The organism is Streptomyces sp. NPDC029138, from assembly GCF_055564375.1.
In genome coordinates, this window is record NZ_JBVHWM010000085.1 from 21,663 (window position 1) to 37,737 (window position 16,075).

Below are 16,075 nucleotides of genomic sequence, written 5' to 3' on the forward strand. Positions count from 1 at the left end.
CTGACCGAGCTGGCCGGGCCGGGCAGGCTGACCGGGCTGGGCCGGTTGGGCGGGCTGACCGGACTGACCGAGCTGGGCGGGCTGGCCGGGACCGTTGGGCTGACCGAGCTGGGCGGGCTGACCGGGACCGTTGGGCTGACCGTGCTGGGCGGGCTGGCCGGGATGGGTGGGTTGACCGAGTTGGTCGGGCCGGGCGGGCTGACCGGACTGACCGAGCTGGGCGGGCTGGCCGGGACCGTTGGGCTGACCGAGCTGACCGGGCTGGCCGGGCTGACCGGGACGGGTGGGTTGACCGAGCTGACCGAGCTGGCCGGGCCGGGCGGGCTGACCGGGCTGGGTGGCGGGGGCGTCGGACGGCCGAGGAGCCCCGATGTTGTGCCCGGTGCCCGCGTCGGTCTCCGCCGGCGCGCCCCATCCGGTCGACGCGCCCACGTCCTCGCGGGCACCGGAAACTCCCCCGGCGCGCGGCTCCCCGCCGGTTCCCGACGCGCCCCGCGCACCGAAGTCCCCGTGCGATCCCCCGCCCAGACCCCCTCCGCCAGAACCCGTCCGCCGGTCCAGTGCCTCCAGTCGGGCCCGGAGTTCCGCGCAGCGGGATGTGGCGCGGGTGTGGTCGTCGTCGGCCCAGGCGAGGTCGCGGCGGAGGGCGTCGGCCCGATCCTCCGGCACGGCCGTGGACAGCAGGCGGCTCAGTTCGGCGTGGCGCTCCGCGGCGTACCGCTGCTCGCGGAGCATGACGTCGAGCCGGTCGGCCAGGTCGTCCCGGGCGCCGGGCCGGGCGTCGTAGGCGGCGACCGCGGCGGCGTGCAGCGCGCGGGCCCGTTCCCGCTCGGCTCCCGCGGCGGCGGGGCCGTACAGCGCGCCGATATCCTCCAGCAGCGCCTCCACCACGTCCCACGGCGGCACCTCACGCCCGTCCAGGCAGGCGCGCATGCCCTCGGGGTCCCGCTGCCAGAAGACGCCGTTCCAGCCGCCGCGCGGATCGAGCCGCGTCAGCAGAGCGTCCAGGTAGCTCGCGAACTCCCGTACTCGACCGGGGAGTTGATCCACAGCCATCGCCCAGCTCCCGCCCGACCGCCGGTACTCCGTGCGGGTAGGCAACACCAGTCGTGTTACGGGCTTGCTACGGAGAGTTTTCCGGCAGCGCGCGGACCGCTCATCGCGGGACCTCGGCCGTTGCGCGCGGCCCCGTCGCACAGCCCTGTCAGACGGGCACCAGGGCGCACCGGGCGACCAGTTCGTCCATCGACAGGCCGAGCACGCCCGCCAGCGCGGCCACGGTGAAGAACGCCGGCGTCGGCGCCCGCCCCGTCTCGATCTTGCGGAGCGTCTCGGCCGAGACACCCGCCTCGGCGGCGACGTCGGCCATGCTCCGATCGCCGCGCGCGGCACGCAGCAACTGCCCGAGCCGCTCGCCGCGTTCGTGCTCTTCGGGGGTGAGGGGGGTGCGCACCATGCGACCCATTCTAATACCACCCCCCGCCATCCCCCCATTCAAATACCGGTATAGTAATTGGCATGGTGGAACTGAAGACGGACACATCGATCGACGCGATGCACGCGGCGGGCCAGGTGCTCGCCCGCGCCCTGACGGCCGTACGGCAGGCCGCGCACGTCGGCGTCTCCCTGCTGGAGCTGGACGAGGTGGCCCGGGAGGTGCTGCGCGAGGCGGGCGCGTCCTCGCCGTTCCTCGGCTACCGCCCCTCCTTCGCCCCGACCCCCTTCCCCGCGGTGATCTGCGCCTCGGTGAACGACGCGATCGTCCACGGCATCCCCACCCGGTACCGGCTCCGCGACGGCGACCTGCTCTCCGTCGACTGCGGCGCGCAGCTGGACGGCTGGGCCAGCGACTCGGCGATCAGCTTCACGGTGGGCCGCCCGCGCCCCGCGGACCTCCGGCTGATCGAGACCGCCGAGCGGGCGCTGGCGGCGGGCATCGAGGCGGCCGTGCCCGGCAACCGCATCGGCGACATCGCCCACGCCGTCGGCCGGGTCTGCCGTAGCGCCGGTTACGGCATCCCGGACGGCTTCGGCGGCCACGGCGTGGGCCGCCGTATGCACGAGGACCCCGGGGTCCCGAACGAGGGCCGCCCCGGCCGCGGCCTCCCGCTCCGCCCCGGCCTGGTCCTCGCCATCGAGCCCATGCTGATCGCCGGCGGCGGGGACGACTACCACGCGGCGCCCGACGGCTGGACCCTGCGCACGAACGACGGCTCCCGGGCAGCCCACGTCGAGCACACGGTGGCGATCACGGAGAACGGCCCCCGGGTCCTGACGGCACGCGACGTCCCCTGAGGGGCGCGGGGCCGTACCGGACGTGCGGCTTCGCCGCGTGGGCGCGAGCGACCCCGCGCGACCCGCGGCCGCCGTGCCGGACCGGCCCCCACCCTCCTGGGCGAACATGCCCACCCCCACGGATCGTGTCATCGTGGGCATGAGCAACCCACCCCCGGGTTACCCGGCCGCTCCGCATGTCGTCAGCGAAGGAACCCACGCGATGACCAACGGCTACCCTCCTGACCCCTTCGGTGAATTCCTGGCCCGCTTCTTCGGCGGAACCGGCGGAGCCCCCGGGCCCCGCCACATCGACATCGGCCGCCTGCTCAGCCAGCCGGCCCGGGAGCTGGTCAGAGGAGCCGCCCAGTACGCGGCCGAGCACGGCAGCCGGGATCTGGACACCCAGCACCTGCTGCGCGCGGCCGTGTCGACGGAGCCCACCCGGAGCCTGCTCAGCCGGGCGGGCGCTGACCCGGACTCGCTCGCGACGGAGATCGACGACCGGGCGGGCCCGGTCCAGCACCCGCCGGGCGAGGCACCGCCGCCGACCTCGCTGTCGCTGACCCCGGCGGTCAAGCGCGCCCTGCTGGACGCGCACGACATGGCGCGGGCGAGCGGCGCCGGGTACATCGGCCCGGAGCACGTACTGAGCGCGCTGGCCGCGAATCCGGACTCGGCGGCCGGGCACATCCTGCACGCGGCCCGGTTCTCGGCGGGCTCCCTGCCGCCCGAGGCCCCGGAGAGCGCGCAGCCCCGCCAGGAGCGGCAGCGGCAGCGGCCCACCGGCACACCGACCCTGGACAAGTACGGCCGTGATCTGACCGACCTGGCCCGGCACGGCGGGATCGACCCGGTGATCGGCCGGGACACGGAGATCGAGCAGACCGTCGAGGTGCTGTCGCGGCGCGGCAAGAACAACCCGGTGCTGATCGGTGACGCGGGCGTCGGCAAGACGGCCATCGTGGAGGGCCTGGCCCAGCGGATCGCGGACGGGGAGGTCCCGGACGTCCTGGCGGGCCGCCGGGTGGTCGCCCTGGACCTCACCGGGGTGGTGGCCGGTACCCGCTACCGGGGCGACTTCGAGGAGCGTCTGACCAACATCGTGGAGGAGATCCGCGCCCACTCCGACCGGCTGATCGTGTTCATCGACGAGCTGCACACCGTCGTCGGCGCGGGCTCCGGCGGCGAGGGCGGCGCGCTGGACGCCGGGAACATCCTCAAGCCCGCCCTCGCCCGGGGCGAGCTGCACATCGTGGGCGCCACCACGCTGGAGGAGTTCCGCCGGATCGAGAAGGACGCGGCGCTGGCCCGCCGCTTCCAGCCGGTCCTGGTGCCCGAGCCGACGGCCGAGGACACCATCGAGATCCTGCGCGGGCTGCGGGACCGCTACGAGGCGCATCACCAGGTCCGCTACTCCGACGAGGCGCTGGTCGCCGCCGTGGAGCTGTCGGACCGGTATCTCACCGACCGGCGGCTGCCGGACAAGGCGATCGACCTGATCGACCAGGCGGGCGCGCGGGTCCGGCTCGGTGCCCGGACGAAGGGCACGGACGTGCGCGCGCTGGAGCGCGAGGTCGAGCAGCTGGTCCGGGACAAGGACCAGGCGGTCGCGGACGAGGACTACGAGCAGGCGAAGCAGCTGCGCGACCGGATCGGCGAGCTGAAGCAGCGGATCGCCCAGGTGTCCGGCGGTGACAAGGCCGACGAGGGCCTGGACCTGGAGGTGACGGCGGAGGCCATCGCCGAGGTGGTGTCCCGGCAGACCGGCATCCCGGTCAGCCGGCTCACCCAGGAGGAGAAGGAGCGGCTGCTCGGCCTGGAGCAGCACCTGCACCAGCGGGTGGTCGGCCAGGAGGAGGCGGTCGCCGTGGTGTCCGAGGCGGTGCTGCGCTCCCGTGCCGGGCTTTCGAGCCCGAACCGGCCCATCGGCAGCTTCCTCTTCCTCGGCCCGACCGGCGTCGGCAAGACCGAGCTGGCGCGGGCGCTGGCTGAGGCGCTGTTCGGCAGCGAGGACCGGATGGTCCGGCTGGACATGAGCGAGTACCAGGAACGGCACACCGTCTCCCGGCTGGTGGGCGCCCCGCCCGGGTACGTCGGCCACGAGGAGGCCGGTCAGCTCACCGAGGTGGTGCGCCGGCACCCGTACTCGCTGCTCCTGCTGGACGAGGTGGAGAAGGCGCACCCGGATGTCTTCAACATCCTGCTCCAGGTGCTGGACGACGGCCGGCTCACCGACTCGCAGGGCCGGACCGTGGACTTCACCAACACGGTCATCGTGATGACCAGCAACCTGGGCTCGGAGGTGATCACCCGGCGCGGTGCCGGGATCGGGTTCGGGCCGGGTGGCGCGGAGGCCGACGAGGAGGCGCGGCGCGAGCAGGTCCTGCGGCCGCTGCGCGAGCACTTCCGGCCGGAGTTCCTCAACCGGATCGACGAGATCGTGGTGTTCCGGCAGCTGACGAGCGAGCAGCTGCGGCAGATCACCGATCTGCTGCTGGAGAGCACCCGGCGGCTGCTGGACGGGCAGGGCGTCTCGGTCGAGTTCACGAGTGCGGCCGTCGACTGGATCGCCGAGCGCGGCTACGAGCCGGAGTACGGCGCCCGGCCGCTGCGCCGCACCATCCAGCGGGAGGTGGACAACCAGCTGTCCCGGCTGCTGCTGAACGGCACGATCTCCGAGGGCAGCCGGGTGACGGTGGACGCCCGGGACGGACGGCTGGACTTCCGCACGGAAGCGGCCCAGCCGCCCGCACCCGAACTCTGACCGACGGCGCGACCGTCAGCGCGCCGGGTCGACCACCATCGCCGAGCCGCCACCGCGCCGTACCTTCTCGGCGGCGGCCAGCCATTTCCCGCCGGGCAGCCGCTGCACGCCCGTGGCCGCCCCGATCTCCGGGTTCAGGCTGAAGGAGTGCCCGATGGCCTCCAGCCGCTTCCTCAGGTCGCTGTCGTAGAGCCCCGGTTCCAGCTCGGTCCTGGCGGTGTTGCGCTGGCTGGCGCGCGGTGCGGCGATCGCGTCCACCAGGGGCAGCCCCCGGTCCAGGAACCCGGTGAGCGTCTGGAGCACGGTGGTGACGATGGTCGCGCCGCCGGGCGAACCGAGGGCCACGACCGGCCTGTTGTGCTGGTCGAGGACGATCGTCGGGGAGATCGAGGAGCGCGGGCGCTTGCCCGGGCCCGGCAGGTTCGGGTCGTGCACGGCCGGGTTGGCGGGGGCGAAGGAGAAGTCGGTCAGCTCGTTGTTGAGCAGGAAGCCCCGGCCCGGGACGGTGATGCCGCTGCCGCCGGTCTGCTCGATGGTGAGCGTGTAGGCGACGACGTTGCCCCACTTGTCGGCCACGGTGAGGTGGGTGGTGTTCTCCCCCTCGTACGTCGTGGGGGCCGCCGTACCGCCCTGGCCGCAGGGCGCCGGGTGCCGCGGGTCGCCGGGCGCGAGCGGGCTGGTGAGGACCGCGTCGTCCTTGATCAGGCAGGCGCGGGAGTCGGCGTACCGCTGGGACAGCAGCTGTGCGGTCGGTACGTCCTCGAAGGCGGGGTCGCCGACCCAGCGCCCGCGGTCGGCGAAGGAGATGCGGCTGGCCTCGATGAAGTGGTGCAGGTACTGCACCTCGCTCGCCTTCGACAGGTCGGTGTTCTCCAGGATGTTGAGCGCCTCGCCGACCGTGGTGCCGCCGGAGGAGGAGGGCGCGATGGAGTACACGTTCAGGCCGCGGTACGACGCCCTGGTGGGTGCCTGGAGCTTGGCGCGGTAGACGGCGAGGTCCTTCTCGGCCAGCTTGCCGGGGCGGGCGTTCCAGCCGGAGGCGGGGTCCACGGGCGGGTGCTCGACCGTCTTGACGATGTCGTCGCCGATGTCGCCGCGGTAGACGGCGCCGATGCCCTGCCGGCCCAGCTGCTCGTAGGTGCGGGCGAGTTCGGGGTTCTTGAACGTGGAGCCGACGACGGGCAGCTGTCCGTTCGGCAGGAACAGCTTCGTGGTGTCCGGGAAGTAGCGGAACCGGGTCTCGTTGGACGCGGTCTGCGACCGGAAGGTGTCGTCCACCGTGAAGCCGTCGCGGGCTATGCGCTCGGCGGGCTTCAGCAGGGTGCCGAGCCGCTTGCTGCCCCACTGGTCCAGCGCCTTCTGCCAGGTGGCGGGCGTGCCCGGGGTGCCGACGCTCAGGCCGCTGCTGACGGCGTCGGCGAAGGCGAGCGGCTTGCCGTTCTCCGTGAACAGGTCGGTGTCGGCGCTCAGCGGCGCGGTCTCGCGTCCGTCGATGGTGTGCACCGTACGGGACTTGGCGTCGTAGTAGACGAAGTAGCCGCCTCCGCCGATGCCGGCCGAGTAGGGCTCTGTGACGCCGAGCGCGGCGGCGGTGGCGACGGCCGCGTCCACCGCGTTGCCTCCGTGCTCGAGCACCTCGATGCCGGCGGCCGAGGCGTCGGCGTCGACGCTGGCTACGGCGCCGCCGTAGCCGACGGCCACGGGGACCTTCGCCGCCTTCGCGTGCGTCGTCGCGGCGGGTGGCGCCGCCGCCCCCACCGACACCACGGCGGCCGAGACCGCCAGAACCGCCAGTTTCCGCGTGCCTGGACGACCCATCCGTACCTCCCGTCGGGACAGTCCGCGCAGCGTAACCGGATTGCCGGTACTACCGACAGTACGCCTGCGCACCGTGGCCGTCGCCCGGGCCCGCTACCATGCGCGGCCATGAACGACGACGTGCGCAACATCGTCCTGGGGGTCATAGCCGCGGGCGTCTCCGCCGCGCTGGGCTGGCTGGCCCGGACGTACCTGTGGAAGCGCCGACTGCGCCGCAAGCAGGCGTTCTTCGGGCTGCCGGACCACTCCGAGTCGCTGCTGGTGGTCAACCGCAACGCGGGCGGGCCGGAGCTGTCGGTGATGCGGCACGACGTGTTCGCCCTGCTGGAACTGTCCGCCCTCATCAAGGACTGCAACGCGCACGCGCAGGTGGTGGCGCACGACGCCGCCCAGCAGGGGTTCGGCGAGCGCACGGAGTTCTGCCTCGGCGGCCCCGCCTCCAACCGCCGGATGGCGGCCCACCTCTCCTCCCTGCTGCCGGGCGTGCGGGTGAACGCGGAGGCCGCGGCCGGTCCGGACGTCGGCGCCTTCCGGATCGGCGGCGAGGAGTACCGCATGGACGGCGGCCGCAGCGAGTACGTGCTGCTCGCGCGGCTCACGGCGGACGGCCGCCGGGACACCCGTCCGGTGTTCCTCTTCTGCGGCCAGCGGGCGATCACCAACCAGGCGGCGACCCGCTATCTCGCCCGCCATCACGAGCGGCTGGCCCGCAAGTACGGCGGCGGCTCCTTCGTGCTGCTGCTGAAGGTGGTCAACTCCCAGGCGTACGGCCCCGATGTGGTCGAGCTGGTGGCGGACGTGACGCGAGCGGCACGGACACCGCTGCCGGAGCCCGCCACCACCACCGCCGAGTGACGCTTCAACAATCTTTACCCGCACGTAACTTACCGACGGGTTACTTACGGTAAGAGGGCGCGGTTACCGTCGGGTCACTTTGCACGGACACGAGTGAAGGAGTGACCCATGGGACACGGTCGCACCGTGCTGCGCGCCTCCGCCGCCGGAGCCGTCTCGGCGGCGCTGCTCGCCGGTACCGTCGCCGGTCCGGCGCCGGCCGCCGAAGCCGCCCCGAGCGTCCGGTTCGTCGACATCACCGGCGACGGCGGCACCGTACTGAAGGCCAACGTCCTCACGCCCGAGGGCGCCGACGGCTCCCGCCGCTACCCGCTCATCGTGCTGCCCACCAGCTGGGGTCTGCCCCAGATCGAGTACCTGGCCCAGGCCCAGAAGCTGGCCGACTCCGGCTATGTGGTGCTCACCTACAACGTGCGCGGTTTCTGGCAGTCCGGCGGCCGGACAGAAGTGGCCGGTCCGCCCGACACAGCGGACGCCTCCAAGGTCATCGACTGGGCCCTCGCCCACACCCCGGCCGACCCGGAGCACATCGGCATGGCCGGGGTGTCGTACGGCGCCGGGATCAGCCTGCTCGCCGCCGCGCACGACAAGCGCGTCAAGGCCGTGGCCGCGCTCAGCGGCTGGGCCGACCTGATCGACTCCATCTACTCGGGGCGCACCCAGCACCTCCAGGCGGCGGCCGTGCTGGACGGCGCGGCCACCCTGACCGGCCGTGAAAGCGCCGAACTGCGGGCCATCTTCGACAACCTGTACTCCTCGAACCTGTCGAAGGAACAGGAGATGATCGACTGGGGGCGGAAACGTTCCGCCAGTACCTACGTCGACCAGCTGAACAAGAACGGCGCCGCCGTGCTGCTGGCCAACGCCTGGGGCGACACGGTCTTCCCGGCGAACCAGTACGCCTCCTTCTACGAGAAGCTGACCGTCCCGAAGCGGCTGGAGCTGCGCCCCGGCGACCACGCGACGCCCGAGCTGACCGGTCTGTTCGGGCTGCCCAACGACGTGTGGACGGACACCCGGCGCTGGTTCGACCACTACCTCAGGGGCGCCGACAACGGCGTCGACCGCGAGCGGCCGGTCCGGCTCAAGTCCCGTACCGCGGGGGAGTACGAGGGCTACCCGGACTGGAAGTCGGTCACCGCGACCCGGCGGAAGCTGGCACTCGCCGGCTCGCCCGCCATCCACGCGAACGTCGACTCCGGCGCGGACGGCGGGATCGTCTTCCTCTCCAGCATCCTGGACCAGGTCGCGCAGCTGCCGCCCATCGCCTCCCTGCCGCTCCTCCCGCGCCGCTGGGCGGCCGTGTGGCGGTCGGAGCGGTACGGCACCGCCCAGCGGGTGCGCGGCACGGCCACCGTGCACACCACGCTCACCCCGACCGAGGAGAGCGGCACGCTCATCGCCTACCTGTACGACGTGGGCCCGCTCGGCCTCGGGAAGCTGGTCACGCACGCGCCCTACACCTGGCACGGGCGGACGCCCGGCGAGCCGTTCGCCGTCGACCTGGACCTGTTCTCCACGGCCTACGACGTCCCCGCCGGGCACCGCCTCGCGCTGGTGGTCGACACGGTCGACCCGCTCTACGCCGAGCACAACCCGTCCGGCGCGCAGCTGACCTTCTCCTCGCCCCCGGACGACCCGTCGTACGTGTCCGTCCCGCTCGGCGAGCAGTGATCTCCGGCTGCCGCCGGACGAGCCTGGCCCGTTGAACTGCCGCCCCCCTCATGGTTTCGGGGCCGTGGGGGGCACCCCACCCGGCAGCAGCGCCCCCGGCCCGGGGGTGGCGACCACCACCCCCTTGGTCTTGGGGCTGCGCCGCTCCCGCCGGGACACCCAGTCGGCGAACCAGGAGAGCAGCATGCACATCCCGATGTAGATCGGCGAGATCACCATCACCACAGGGATGAACGGCAAATCGTAGTCGAGGTTGGAGGCGATGAGCTTCCCGGCGTGGAGGAACTCCTCGTAGGTGATGAGAAAGCCGAGGGAGGTGTCCTTCAGGGCGACCACCAGCTGGCTGATGATGGCGGGCAGCATGGCGCGCACCGCCTGCGGGACGAGGACGTGCGCCATGACCTGGGACTTGCGCATGCCGAGCGCGAACGCGGCCTCGCCCTGGCCGCGTTCGACGGCGTTCACGCCCGAGCGGAAGACCTCCGCGAGCACCGAGCCGTTGTAGAGGGTGAGTCCGGCGACCAGCGCGGGCAGCGGCTGCACCTTCAGCGCCACGAAGATGAAGAAGATCATCACCAGGACGGGCATCGCGCGGAAGAACTCCACGACGACCGTGGCGAGCAGGCGCACCGGCCGGTGGTCCGACAGCCGGCCGGTGGCCAGCAGCCCGCCGAGGGCGAGGGAGAGGACGGCCGCGAGGGCGAACGCCTTGAGGGTGTTGCCGAGCCCGCGCAGCAGCAGTTCCTGGATGCCCTGGTACGCGAACGGCATCCACTTGGTGTACGTGAACTGGCCGGTGGCGAAGAGGAGGTACAGAATCCAGGCGAGGAGCGCGAGGATGACGACGGCGGACAGGACGGCGTACACGCCGTGCCGTCGGCGGGTGCGCGGGCCCGGGACGTCGTAGAGCGCGGTGGCCTCGGTCATCGGGCCACCCCCCAGGTCCGCTCCAGCACGTTGAACAGGGCGCTGATGGCGAGCGTGATGACGAGGTAGCCGACGGCGATCCAGACGAACGTCCAGACGATGTTGTAGCCGAGTTCGTTGAGCGTCTTGTAGGTGCCGAGCAGTTCGGTCACGCTGAACGCCCCCGCGATCGCCGAGTTCTTGGCGAGCGCGATGAGGGTGGAGCCGACGGGCGAAATCACGGACCGGAACGCCTGCGGCAGCACCACCAGCGACAGGGTCTGCCCGAAGGTCATGCCGAGGCTGCGGGCCGCCTCGCCCTGCCCCTTGGGCACGGTGTTGATGCCGGAGCGCAGCGCCTCGCAGATGAACGCCGAGGTGTAGCAGCCGAGGGCGAGGACGGCGAACACCTGGAAGGGCAGCACCAGTCCGAACCGGGGCAGGCCGAGCAGGACCGCGAAGAACAGCAGGGTGAGCGGGGTGTTGCGCAGCACGGTGACCCACACGGTGCCGAAGACCCGCAGCGAGGCCACCGGAGCGACCCGGAAGGACGCCATCAGGAAGCCGAGCGCCAGGGCCAGCAGGGAGGCGTAGACGGTCAGTTGGAGTGTGCCGAGGAAACCGTCGCCGTAGGTGGAGAAGTTGTCGGTCAGTACGTTCATGCCGTCCTCGGTCAGCTCGCCGGATAGCGGTCGATGGCGGGAGGTCTGGGTGCGGGCACGCCGGACAGGCCGAGCGTGGCGTCGTAGGCCTTCTTCCAGTCGCCGTTCCTCTCCCGGGCCGCCAGGGCGTCGTCGAGGGCGAAGCGCAGCGCGTTGTCGCCGCGCGGGACGCCGATGCCGTACGGCTCCATGGAGAACGGCTTGCCGACGACCTTGAGTTCGTCGGGGACCTTGGCCGCGTAGCCGATCAGGATGGCGTCGTCGGTGGTGACCGCGTCGACCTGGTAGGTGAGGAGGTTGTCCACGCAGACGGAGTAGGTGTCGTAGGCGACCAGGACCGCCCTCGGGTAGTCGGCCCTGATGCGCTGGTACGGCGTGGAACCCGCCGCCGAGCAGACGCGTTTGCCGGCCAGGTCCTGCGGGCCGTGGATGTCGTTCTCGTCCTTGCGGACCAGGAGCGACTGGCCGGCCATGTAGTAGGGGCCGGCGAAGCCGACGAGTTTCCTGCGGTTGGCGTTGATGGTGTAGGTGCCGACGTAGTAGTCGATCTGGCCGTTCTGGAGGGCGGTCTCGCGGTTGGCGGAGGCGATCGTGCGGAAGCGGATGGTCTTCGGCGGGAAGCCGAGGGAGGCGGACATCATCCTGGCGATCTCGATGTCGAAGCCGGAGTAGGTGCCGGTGGCCGGGTCCTTCTCGGCGAGGTAGGGCTGGTCCTCCTTGGCGCCGACGACGAAGTAACCGCGCTTCTCGGCCCGCCTCCAGGTCGGGGAGGCGGGCAGGCGGAAGCCCTGGGCCACCTGGTAGTGGGGCAGCTTCTCGGCCGCCGGGCCCTTGCTGGGCGGGCTGCCCTCCTTGCCGCAGGCGGCGGCCAGCAGGGCCAGGAGGGCGCACAGGGCGCGGGGCACACGGGTGGGACGGATCACGGGTCGCACTCCCCCGGTCAGTGCTTGAGGATCTTGGAGAGGAAGTCCTTGGCGCGGTCGGTGCGCGGGTTCGTGAAGAACGCGTCGGGACTGCGGTCCTCGACGATCAGGCCGTCGGCCATGAAGACGACACGGTTGGCGGAGGCGCGGGCGAAGCCCATCTCGTGGGTGACGACGATCATGGTCATGCCGTCCCGGGCGAGCTGCCGCATGACCTCCAGCACCTCGTTGATCATCTCCGGGTCCAGGGCGGAGGTGGGCTCGTCGAAGAGCATCGCCTTGGGTTCCATGGCGAGCGCGCGGGCGATGGCTACGCGCTGCTGCTGACCGCCGGAGAGCTGGGCGGGGTACTTGTCGGCCTGATTGAGCAGGCCGACGCGGTCGAGGAGTTCCCGGGAGCGGCGGTCGGCGTCGTCCCTGCCGCGCCCGCGGACCTTGACCTGGGCGAGGGAGACGTTCTGGAGGACCGTCTTGTGGGCGAAGAGGTTGAAGGACTGGAAGACCATGCCGACCTCGGCGCGGAGCCGCGCGAGGGCCCTGCCCTCGACGGGCAGCGGCTGCCCGTCGAGCAGGATGGTGCCTGACTCGATGGTCTCCAGCCGGTTGATCGTCCTGCACAGCGTCGACTTGCCCGATCCGGAGGGACCGATGACGACGACCACCTCGCCCCTGCCGACGGTGAGGTCGATGTCCCGCAGGACATGCAGTTCCCCGTAGTACTTGTTGACGTTCCGCAGTTCGATCAACGGATCGACGGCCATCCGCGGGCCCACCCACTCTCAGCTGTGTCGTGGTGCCGCAACCTATCCAGACGACAGCGGAGTTGAGGGACGACACGCACCTTCCGCGCAATAGCCGTATTTACGCCAACGGGGGTATCCGGGGCAGCGGGCGTCAGGTCTCGGCGATCTCCCCGTACAGCTGGGACAGCTCGGGAACCCCGCTCACCGCCCACTCCTCCCCGGCCGGCACCACCTGCACCGCACGGCCCGAGGGGAGGCGTACGACGGCCTCGCCGTCGGGCCGGATCTGCCAGGCGGCGCCGGGTACGGTGCGCACCACGACCGTGCCCAGGTACAGCCCGGCGTCGTGGCCCAGCCAGGGCAGGATCTCCGGGTCGTCCCGCCAGCGCGGGACCATCTGGTCCAGGGCCTCCAGGGACGCCGGGGTGTCGTCGAGGCGGACGCCCGCCTGAGCCGCCTGCGAGCGCAGCAGCTCGCACTCGGACAGCAGCGCGGCGACCGCCTCGGGGTCGCGGAGCACCGCTTCAGCCTTCTTCTCGTGCCGGGGGCCCAGGAACGGAAGGTGCATGGACCCAGCGTGGCATCACACGTCCAGGTCGACCACCACCGGCGCGTGGTCGGAGGCGCCCTTGCCCTTGCGCTCCTCGCGGTCGACGTAGGCGTCCTTGACGGCCTTCGCGAACGGCTGGTTGCCGTAGACCAGGTCGATGCGCATGCCGCGGTTCTTCGGGAAGCAGAGCTGGCGGTAGTCCCAGTAGGTGAACGGGTGGTCGTACTTCAGCGGGCGCGGCACGACGTCGGCCAGGCCCGCCTCGCGCAGGGCGGCCAGCGCGGCGCGCTCGGCCGGGGTGACATGGGTGGAGCCCTCGAAGGCGACCGGGTCGTAGACGTCGTCGTCCGTCGGCGCGACGTTGTAGTCGCCCAGCACCGCGAACGGGCGGCTGCCCTGCGCGTCGCCGTACACGGCCGCCTTCAGCGCCTCGAACCACTGGAGCTTGTACGCGTAGTGCGGGTGGCCGACCTCGCGGCCGTTCGGCACGTACACCGACCAGACGCGGACCGGGCCGCAGGTCGCCGAGAGGGCGCGCGGCTCGGTCACGCCGTCGAAGCCCGGGTCGCCGGGCAGGCCCTTGACCACGTCCTCGATGCCGACGCGGGAGAGCACCGCCACGCCGTTCCACCGGCCGGTCGCGTGGACCGCCGCCTCGTAGCCCAGCTCGCGCAGCTGGTCGAAGGGGAACTGCTCCTCGGCGATCTTGGCTTCCTGGAGGCAGAGCACGTCGGTGCCGCTGCTCTCCAGCCAGGCCAGCAGCCGGGGAAGACGGGCGGTGATCGAGTTCACGTTCCAGGTGGCGATGCGCATGCCTCACAACCTACCTGGCGGGTCCGACAACGCCGGTCCGCGCGCTCAGACCTCGGTCCACGCCCCCGGGTGGAGCCGCTGGTGGTCCGTGCCGCCCAGGCGGCCGAGGTGGCCGTCGTAGATCGGCCGGGCGAGGTCGGTGAGCAGGGCGTCGTGGACGTCGTAGGCGCGCCGCGGGGCGACCTCGCGGACGTAGTCGATCACCTCGGAGATCTTGTTCCAGGGGGCCATCACCGGGACCATCAGCGTCTGAACCGGCTGGTCGGGGACGGTGAGGGCGTCGCCGGGGTGGAAGACCTTCCCGCCGTCGATCAGATAGCCGACGTTGGTGACGCGCGGGATGTCCGGGTGGATCACCGCGTGCAGCTCGCCGTGGACCTGCACGTCGAAGCCGGCGGCGGTGAAGGTGTCGCCGTGCCCGACGGTGTGCACCCGGCCCGGGAAGGCCGCCTCGACCTGGTCGGCGACCGACTTCAGCGTCCAGATGTGGGCGGCCGGGTTGTTCTCCATGGCGGCCCGCAGCCGGAACTCGTCGAAGTGGTCCGGGTGCTCGTGCGTGACCAGGATCGCGTCCGCGCCGAGGGCGGCGTCCTCCTCGGAGAACCCGCCCGGGTCGATGACGAGGGTCTGCCCCTCCTTCTCGAGGCGGACGCAGGCGTGGGACTTCTTCGTGAGCTTCATGTCTCCCCATCCTGCCGCCTGCGACCGCCCCACGGGCGCTACTCGGCGGGCGTGGTCTCCTCCCGGATCACCTGCTGGGCCACCCGGAACGCGCTGTTCGCGGCCGGCACCCCGCAGTACACGGCCGCCTGGAGCAGCACTTCCTTGATCTCCTGTGGGGTCAGCCCGTTGCGCAGCGCGGCCCGGGTGTGGAAGGCCAGCTCCTCCAGGTGGCCGCCCGCGACCAGCGCGGTGAGCGTGATGCAGCTGCGGGTACGGCGGTCCAGGCCGGGCCGGTCCCAGATCTCGCCCCAGGCGTAGCGGGTGATGAACTCCTGGAAGTCCCCGGAGAACTCGTCGGCCTGCGCCAGCGCCCGGTCCACGTGGGCGTCGCCGAGCACCTCGCGGCGGACCTTCAGCCCGGTCTGGTACCGGTCCGGCTGCCCGGCGGGCTGCGCCGGTACGGCCGCCGGGGCGATCTCGGCGACCGGCGCGGGCTGCGGCGGCGCGGCCGGCACCGGGACGGCAGGCATGCCCGGCAGGGCGGTCTGGCCGGTGTCGTAGGGCTGCTGCCAGGCGGTGGAGAAGTGGTGGACGAGCAGGTCCGTGACGGCGGCGGGCTGCTCGACCGGCACCAGGTGGGAGGCGCCGGGGACGACCGCGAGCCGGGCGTCCGGGATGCCGGCGACCAGGGTGCGGGCCTCGGCCGGGCCGGTGACCTGGTCGTCGGAGCCGACCAGCACCAGGGTCGGCACCCCGATCCGGCCCAGTTCGGGCCGTACGTCGAAGGCGGCCAGGGCCTCGCAGGCGGCGATGTAGCAGCCGGGGTCGGTGGTGCGGACCATCTGCACGGCCCACTCGGTGATCGCGGGCTGTGCGGCGGCGAACCCGCCGGTGAACCAGCGGTCGGGCGCGGTACGGGCGATCGGGTCGAGCCCGTTGGTGCGCACGACCACCCCGCGCTGGCGGAACTCGTCGGCGGTGCCGAACCGGGGCGAGGCCGCGACCACCGCGAGGGAGGCGAGCCGCGCGGGGTGGCGCAGGGCCAGCTCGATGCCGATCGCGCCGCCCAGCGCACAGCCCGCGTATCCGAACCGCTGCACGCCGAGCGCGTCCAGCGTCGCCAGCAGCCGGGCACTCAGCTCGGCGACCGAACCGGCCGGGTGCGCCGGGGCGCCGCCGTGACCGGGCAGGTCGAACCGGAAGACCCTCCACTGCTTGGCCAGCTCCGGCACCTGGCGGTCCCACATGTGCCATGTGGTACCCAGTGAGGGACCCAGGATCAGGACCGGGGCCTCTTCTGGCCCGTCAAAGCGGTATTGCAGGGTGTTCGGTGGTGTCTCACTCACGCGTCAGACCCTCTCACGTCTCACGACTGCCCCTATGACGGGGGTTGCGACTGCACAGGTCTGACCAGGTGGAAGACCTCT

At 72.1% G+C, this 16,075-nt stretch carries 14 protein-coding genes and 1 pseudogene; 4 read left to right on the top strand and 11 right to left on the bottom strand.

What is annotated here, in order from left to right; all coding sequences use genetic code 11:
• Both ACZ4WH_RS39285 and ACZ4WH_RS39290 read right to left on the bottom strand, forming a co-directional pair.
• Positions 1–1,056: pseudogene (locus tag ACZ4WH_RS39285) on the bottom strand (hypothetical protein); the annotation flags it as partial.
• Positions 1,057–1,204: 148 nt separating this feature from the next.
• Positions 1,205–1,456: a helix-turn-helix domain-containing protein gene (locus ACZ4WH_RS39290; RefSeq protein ID WP_468190020.1), complete on the bottom strand. Its 252-nt coding sequence runs from the start codon at positions 1,454–1,456 to the stop codon at positions 1,205–1,207.
• A 62-nt stretch (positions 1,457–1,518) separates the two neighbouring features.
• On the opposite strand from ACZ4WH_RS39290, the gene map reads away from it, so the two are divergent.
• Complete coding sequence (map, locus tag ACZ4WH_RS39295; RefSeq protein ID WP_468190022.1) at positions 1,519–2,295, top strand: type I methionyl aminopeptidase; 777 nt, start codon at positions 1,519–1,521, stop codon at positions 2,293–2,295.
• A 202-nt stretch (positions 2,296–2,497) separates the two neighbouring features.
• Positions 2,498–5,041, top strand: a complete 2,544-nt coding sequence (locus ACZ4WH_RS39300) for an ATP-dependent Clp protease ATP-binding subunit (protein WP_468190046.1) — start codon at positions 2,498–2,500, stop codon at positions 5,039–5,041.
• 15 nt (positions 5,042–5,056) lie between these two features.
• Here the strand turns inward: ACZ4WH_RS39300 and ggt are convergent, their stop codons facing one another.
• Complete coding sequence (gene ggt, locus ACZ4WH_RS39305; protein ID WP_468190024.1) at positions 5,057–6,859, bottom strand: gamma-glutamyltransferase; 1,803 nt, start codon at positions 6,857–6,859, stop codon at positions 5,057–5,059.
• Positions 6,860–6,967: 108 nt separating this feature from the next.
• Here ggt and ACZ4WH_RS39310 point away from each other — a divergent pair, with 108 nt between their 5' ends.
• Positions 6,968–7,714, top strand: coding sequence for a hypothetical protein (locus ACZ4WH_RS39310; protein WP_468190026.1), 747 nt, complete (start codon positions 6,968–6,970; stop codon positions 7,712–7,714).
• Between the two features lie 108 nt (positions 7,715–7,822).
• Entirely contained in the window at positions 7,823–9,388 is a 1,566-nt protein-coding gene (locus tag ACZ4WH_RS39315; protein WP_468190028.1) for a CocE/NonD family hydrolase, read from the top strand.
• A gap of 48 nt (positions 9,389–9,436) precedes the next feature.
• Here the strand turns inward: ACZ4WH_RS39315 and ACZ4WH_RS39320 are convergent, their stop codons facing one another.
• The 8 genes from ACZ4WH_RS39320 to pcaDC all read right to left on the bottom strand — a co-directional run bounded on the left by ACZ4WH_RS39320 (position 9,437) and on the right by pcaDC (position 15,994).
• Positions 9,437–10,315 carry an amino acid ABC transporter permease gene (locus tag ACZ4WH_RS39320; protein ID WP_468190030.1) on the bottom strand — a complete coding sequence of 293 codons (879 nt, stop codon included), beginning with the start codon at positions 10,313–10,315 and terminating at the stop codon, positions 9,437–9,439.
• Positions 10,312–10,956, bottom strand: coding sequence for an amino acid ABC transporter permease (locus ACZ4WH_RS39325; RefSeq protein ID WP_468190032.1), 645 nt, complete (start codon positions 10,954–10,956; stop codon positions 10,312–10,314). The genes ACZ4WH_RS39320 and ACZ4WH_RS39325 overlap by 4 nt, the downstream gene beginning before the upstream one ends.
• A gap of 11 nt (positions 10,957–10,967) precedes the next feature.
• Positions 10,968–11,879, bottom strand: coding sequence for a glutamate ABC transporter substrate-binding protein (locus tag ACZ4WH_RS39330; protein WP_468190034.1), 912 nt, complete (start codon positions 11,877–11,879; stop codon positions 10,968–10,970).
• Positions 11,880–11,896: 17 nt separating this feature from the next.
• On the bottom strand, positions 11,897–12,640 hold the full coding sequence (locus tag ACZ4WH_RS39335; RefSeq protein WP_468190036.1) for an amino acid ABC transporter ATP-binding protein: 744 nt from the start codon (positions 12,638–12,640) through the stop codon (positions 11,897–11,899).
• 133 nt (positions 12,641–12,773) lie between these two features.
• Positions 12,774–13,190, bottom strand: a complete 417-nt coding sequence (locus tag ACZ4WH_RS39340; protein ID WP_468190038.1) for a DUF6278 family protein — start codon at positions 13,188–13,190, stop codon at positions 12,774–12,776.
• Between the two features lie 15 nt (positions 13,191–13,205).
• A complete protein-coding gene (locus tag ACZ4WH_RS39345) occupies positions 13,206–13,985 on the bottom strand; it encodes an exodeoxyribonuclease III (RefSeq protein WP_468190040.1) in 780 nt (259 codons plus the stop codon).
• Positions 13,986–14,030: 45 nt separating this feature from the next.
• The gene (locus tag ACZ4WH_RS39350; protein ID WP_468190042.1) at positions 14,031–14,666 is read right to left on the bottom strand and encodes an MBL fold metallo-hydrolase; all 636 of its coding nucleotides are present in this window, start codon (positions 14,664–14,666) and stop codon (positions 14,031–14,033) included.
• A 38-nt stretch (positions 14,667–14,704) separates the two neighbouring features.
• On the bottom strand, positions 14,705–15,994 hold the full coding sequence (pcaDC, locus tag ACZ4WH_RS39355) for a bifunctional 3-oxoadipate enol-lactonase/4-carboxymuconolactone decarboxylase PcaDC (protein WP_468190044.1): 1,290 nt from the start codon (positions 15,992–15,994) through the stop codon (positions 14,705–14,707).
• Between the last annotated feature and the right edge of the window lie 81 nt (positions 15,995–16,075).

What these genes read in the sequence shown, in the direction of transcription:
- ACZ4WH_RS39320 (WP_468190030.1), bottom strand. Translation starts at nt 10,315, where the DNA reads ATGACCGAGGCCACCGCGCTCTACGACGTCCCGGGCCCGCGCACCCGC.
- ACZ4WH_RS39340 (WP_468190038.1), bottom strand. Translation starts at nt 13,190, where the DNA reads ATGCACCTTCCGTTCCTGGGCCCCCGGCACGAGAAGAAGGCTGAAGCG.
- ACZ4WH_RS39310 (WP_468190026.1), top strand. Translation starts at nt 6,968, where the DNA reads ATGAACGACGACGTGCGCAACATCGTCCTGGGGGTCATAGCCGCGGGC.
- ACZ4WH_RS39290 (WP_468190020.1), bottom strand. Translation starts at nt 1,456, where the DNA reads ATGGTGCGCACCCCCCTCACCCCCGAAGAGCACGAACGCGGCGAGCGG.
- ACZ4WH_RS39335 (WP_468190036.1), bottom strand. Translation starts at nt 12,640, where the DNA reads ATGGCCGTCGATCCGTTGATCGAACTGCGGAACGTCAACAAGTACTAC.
- ACZ4WH_RS39325 (WP_468190032.1), bottom strand. Translation starts at nt 10,956, where the DNA reads ATGAACGTACTGACCGACAACTTCTCCACCTACGGCGACGGTTTCCTC.
- ACZ4WH_RS39350 (WP_468190042.1), bottom strand. Translation starts at nt 14,666, where the DNA reads ATGAAGCTCACGAAGAAGTCCCACGCCTGCGTCCGCCTCGAGAAGGAG.
- ggt (WP_468190024.1), bottom strand. Translation starts at nt 6,859, where the DNA reads ATGGGTCGTCCAGGCACGCGGAAACTGGCGGTTCTGGCGGTCTCGGCC.
- ACZ4WH_RS39315 (WP_468190028.1), top strand. Translation starts at nt 7,823, where the DNA reads ATGGGACACGGTCGCACCGTGCTGCGCGCCTCCGCCGCCGGAGCCGTC.
- ACZ4WH_RS39345 (WP_468190040.1), bottom strand. Translation starts at nt 13,985, where the DNA reads ATGCGCATCGCCACCTGGAACGTGAACTCGATCACCGCCCGTCTTCCC.
- map (WP_468190022.1), top strand. Translation starts at nt 1,519, where the DNA reads ATGGTGGAACTGAAGACGGACACATCGATCGACGCGATGCACGCGGCG.
- ACZ4WH_RS39300 (WP_468190046.1), top strand. Translation starts at nt 2,498, where the DNA reads ATGACCAACGGCTACCCTCCTGACCCCTTCGGTGAATTCCTGGCCCGC.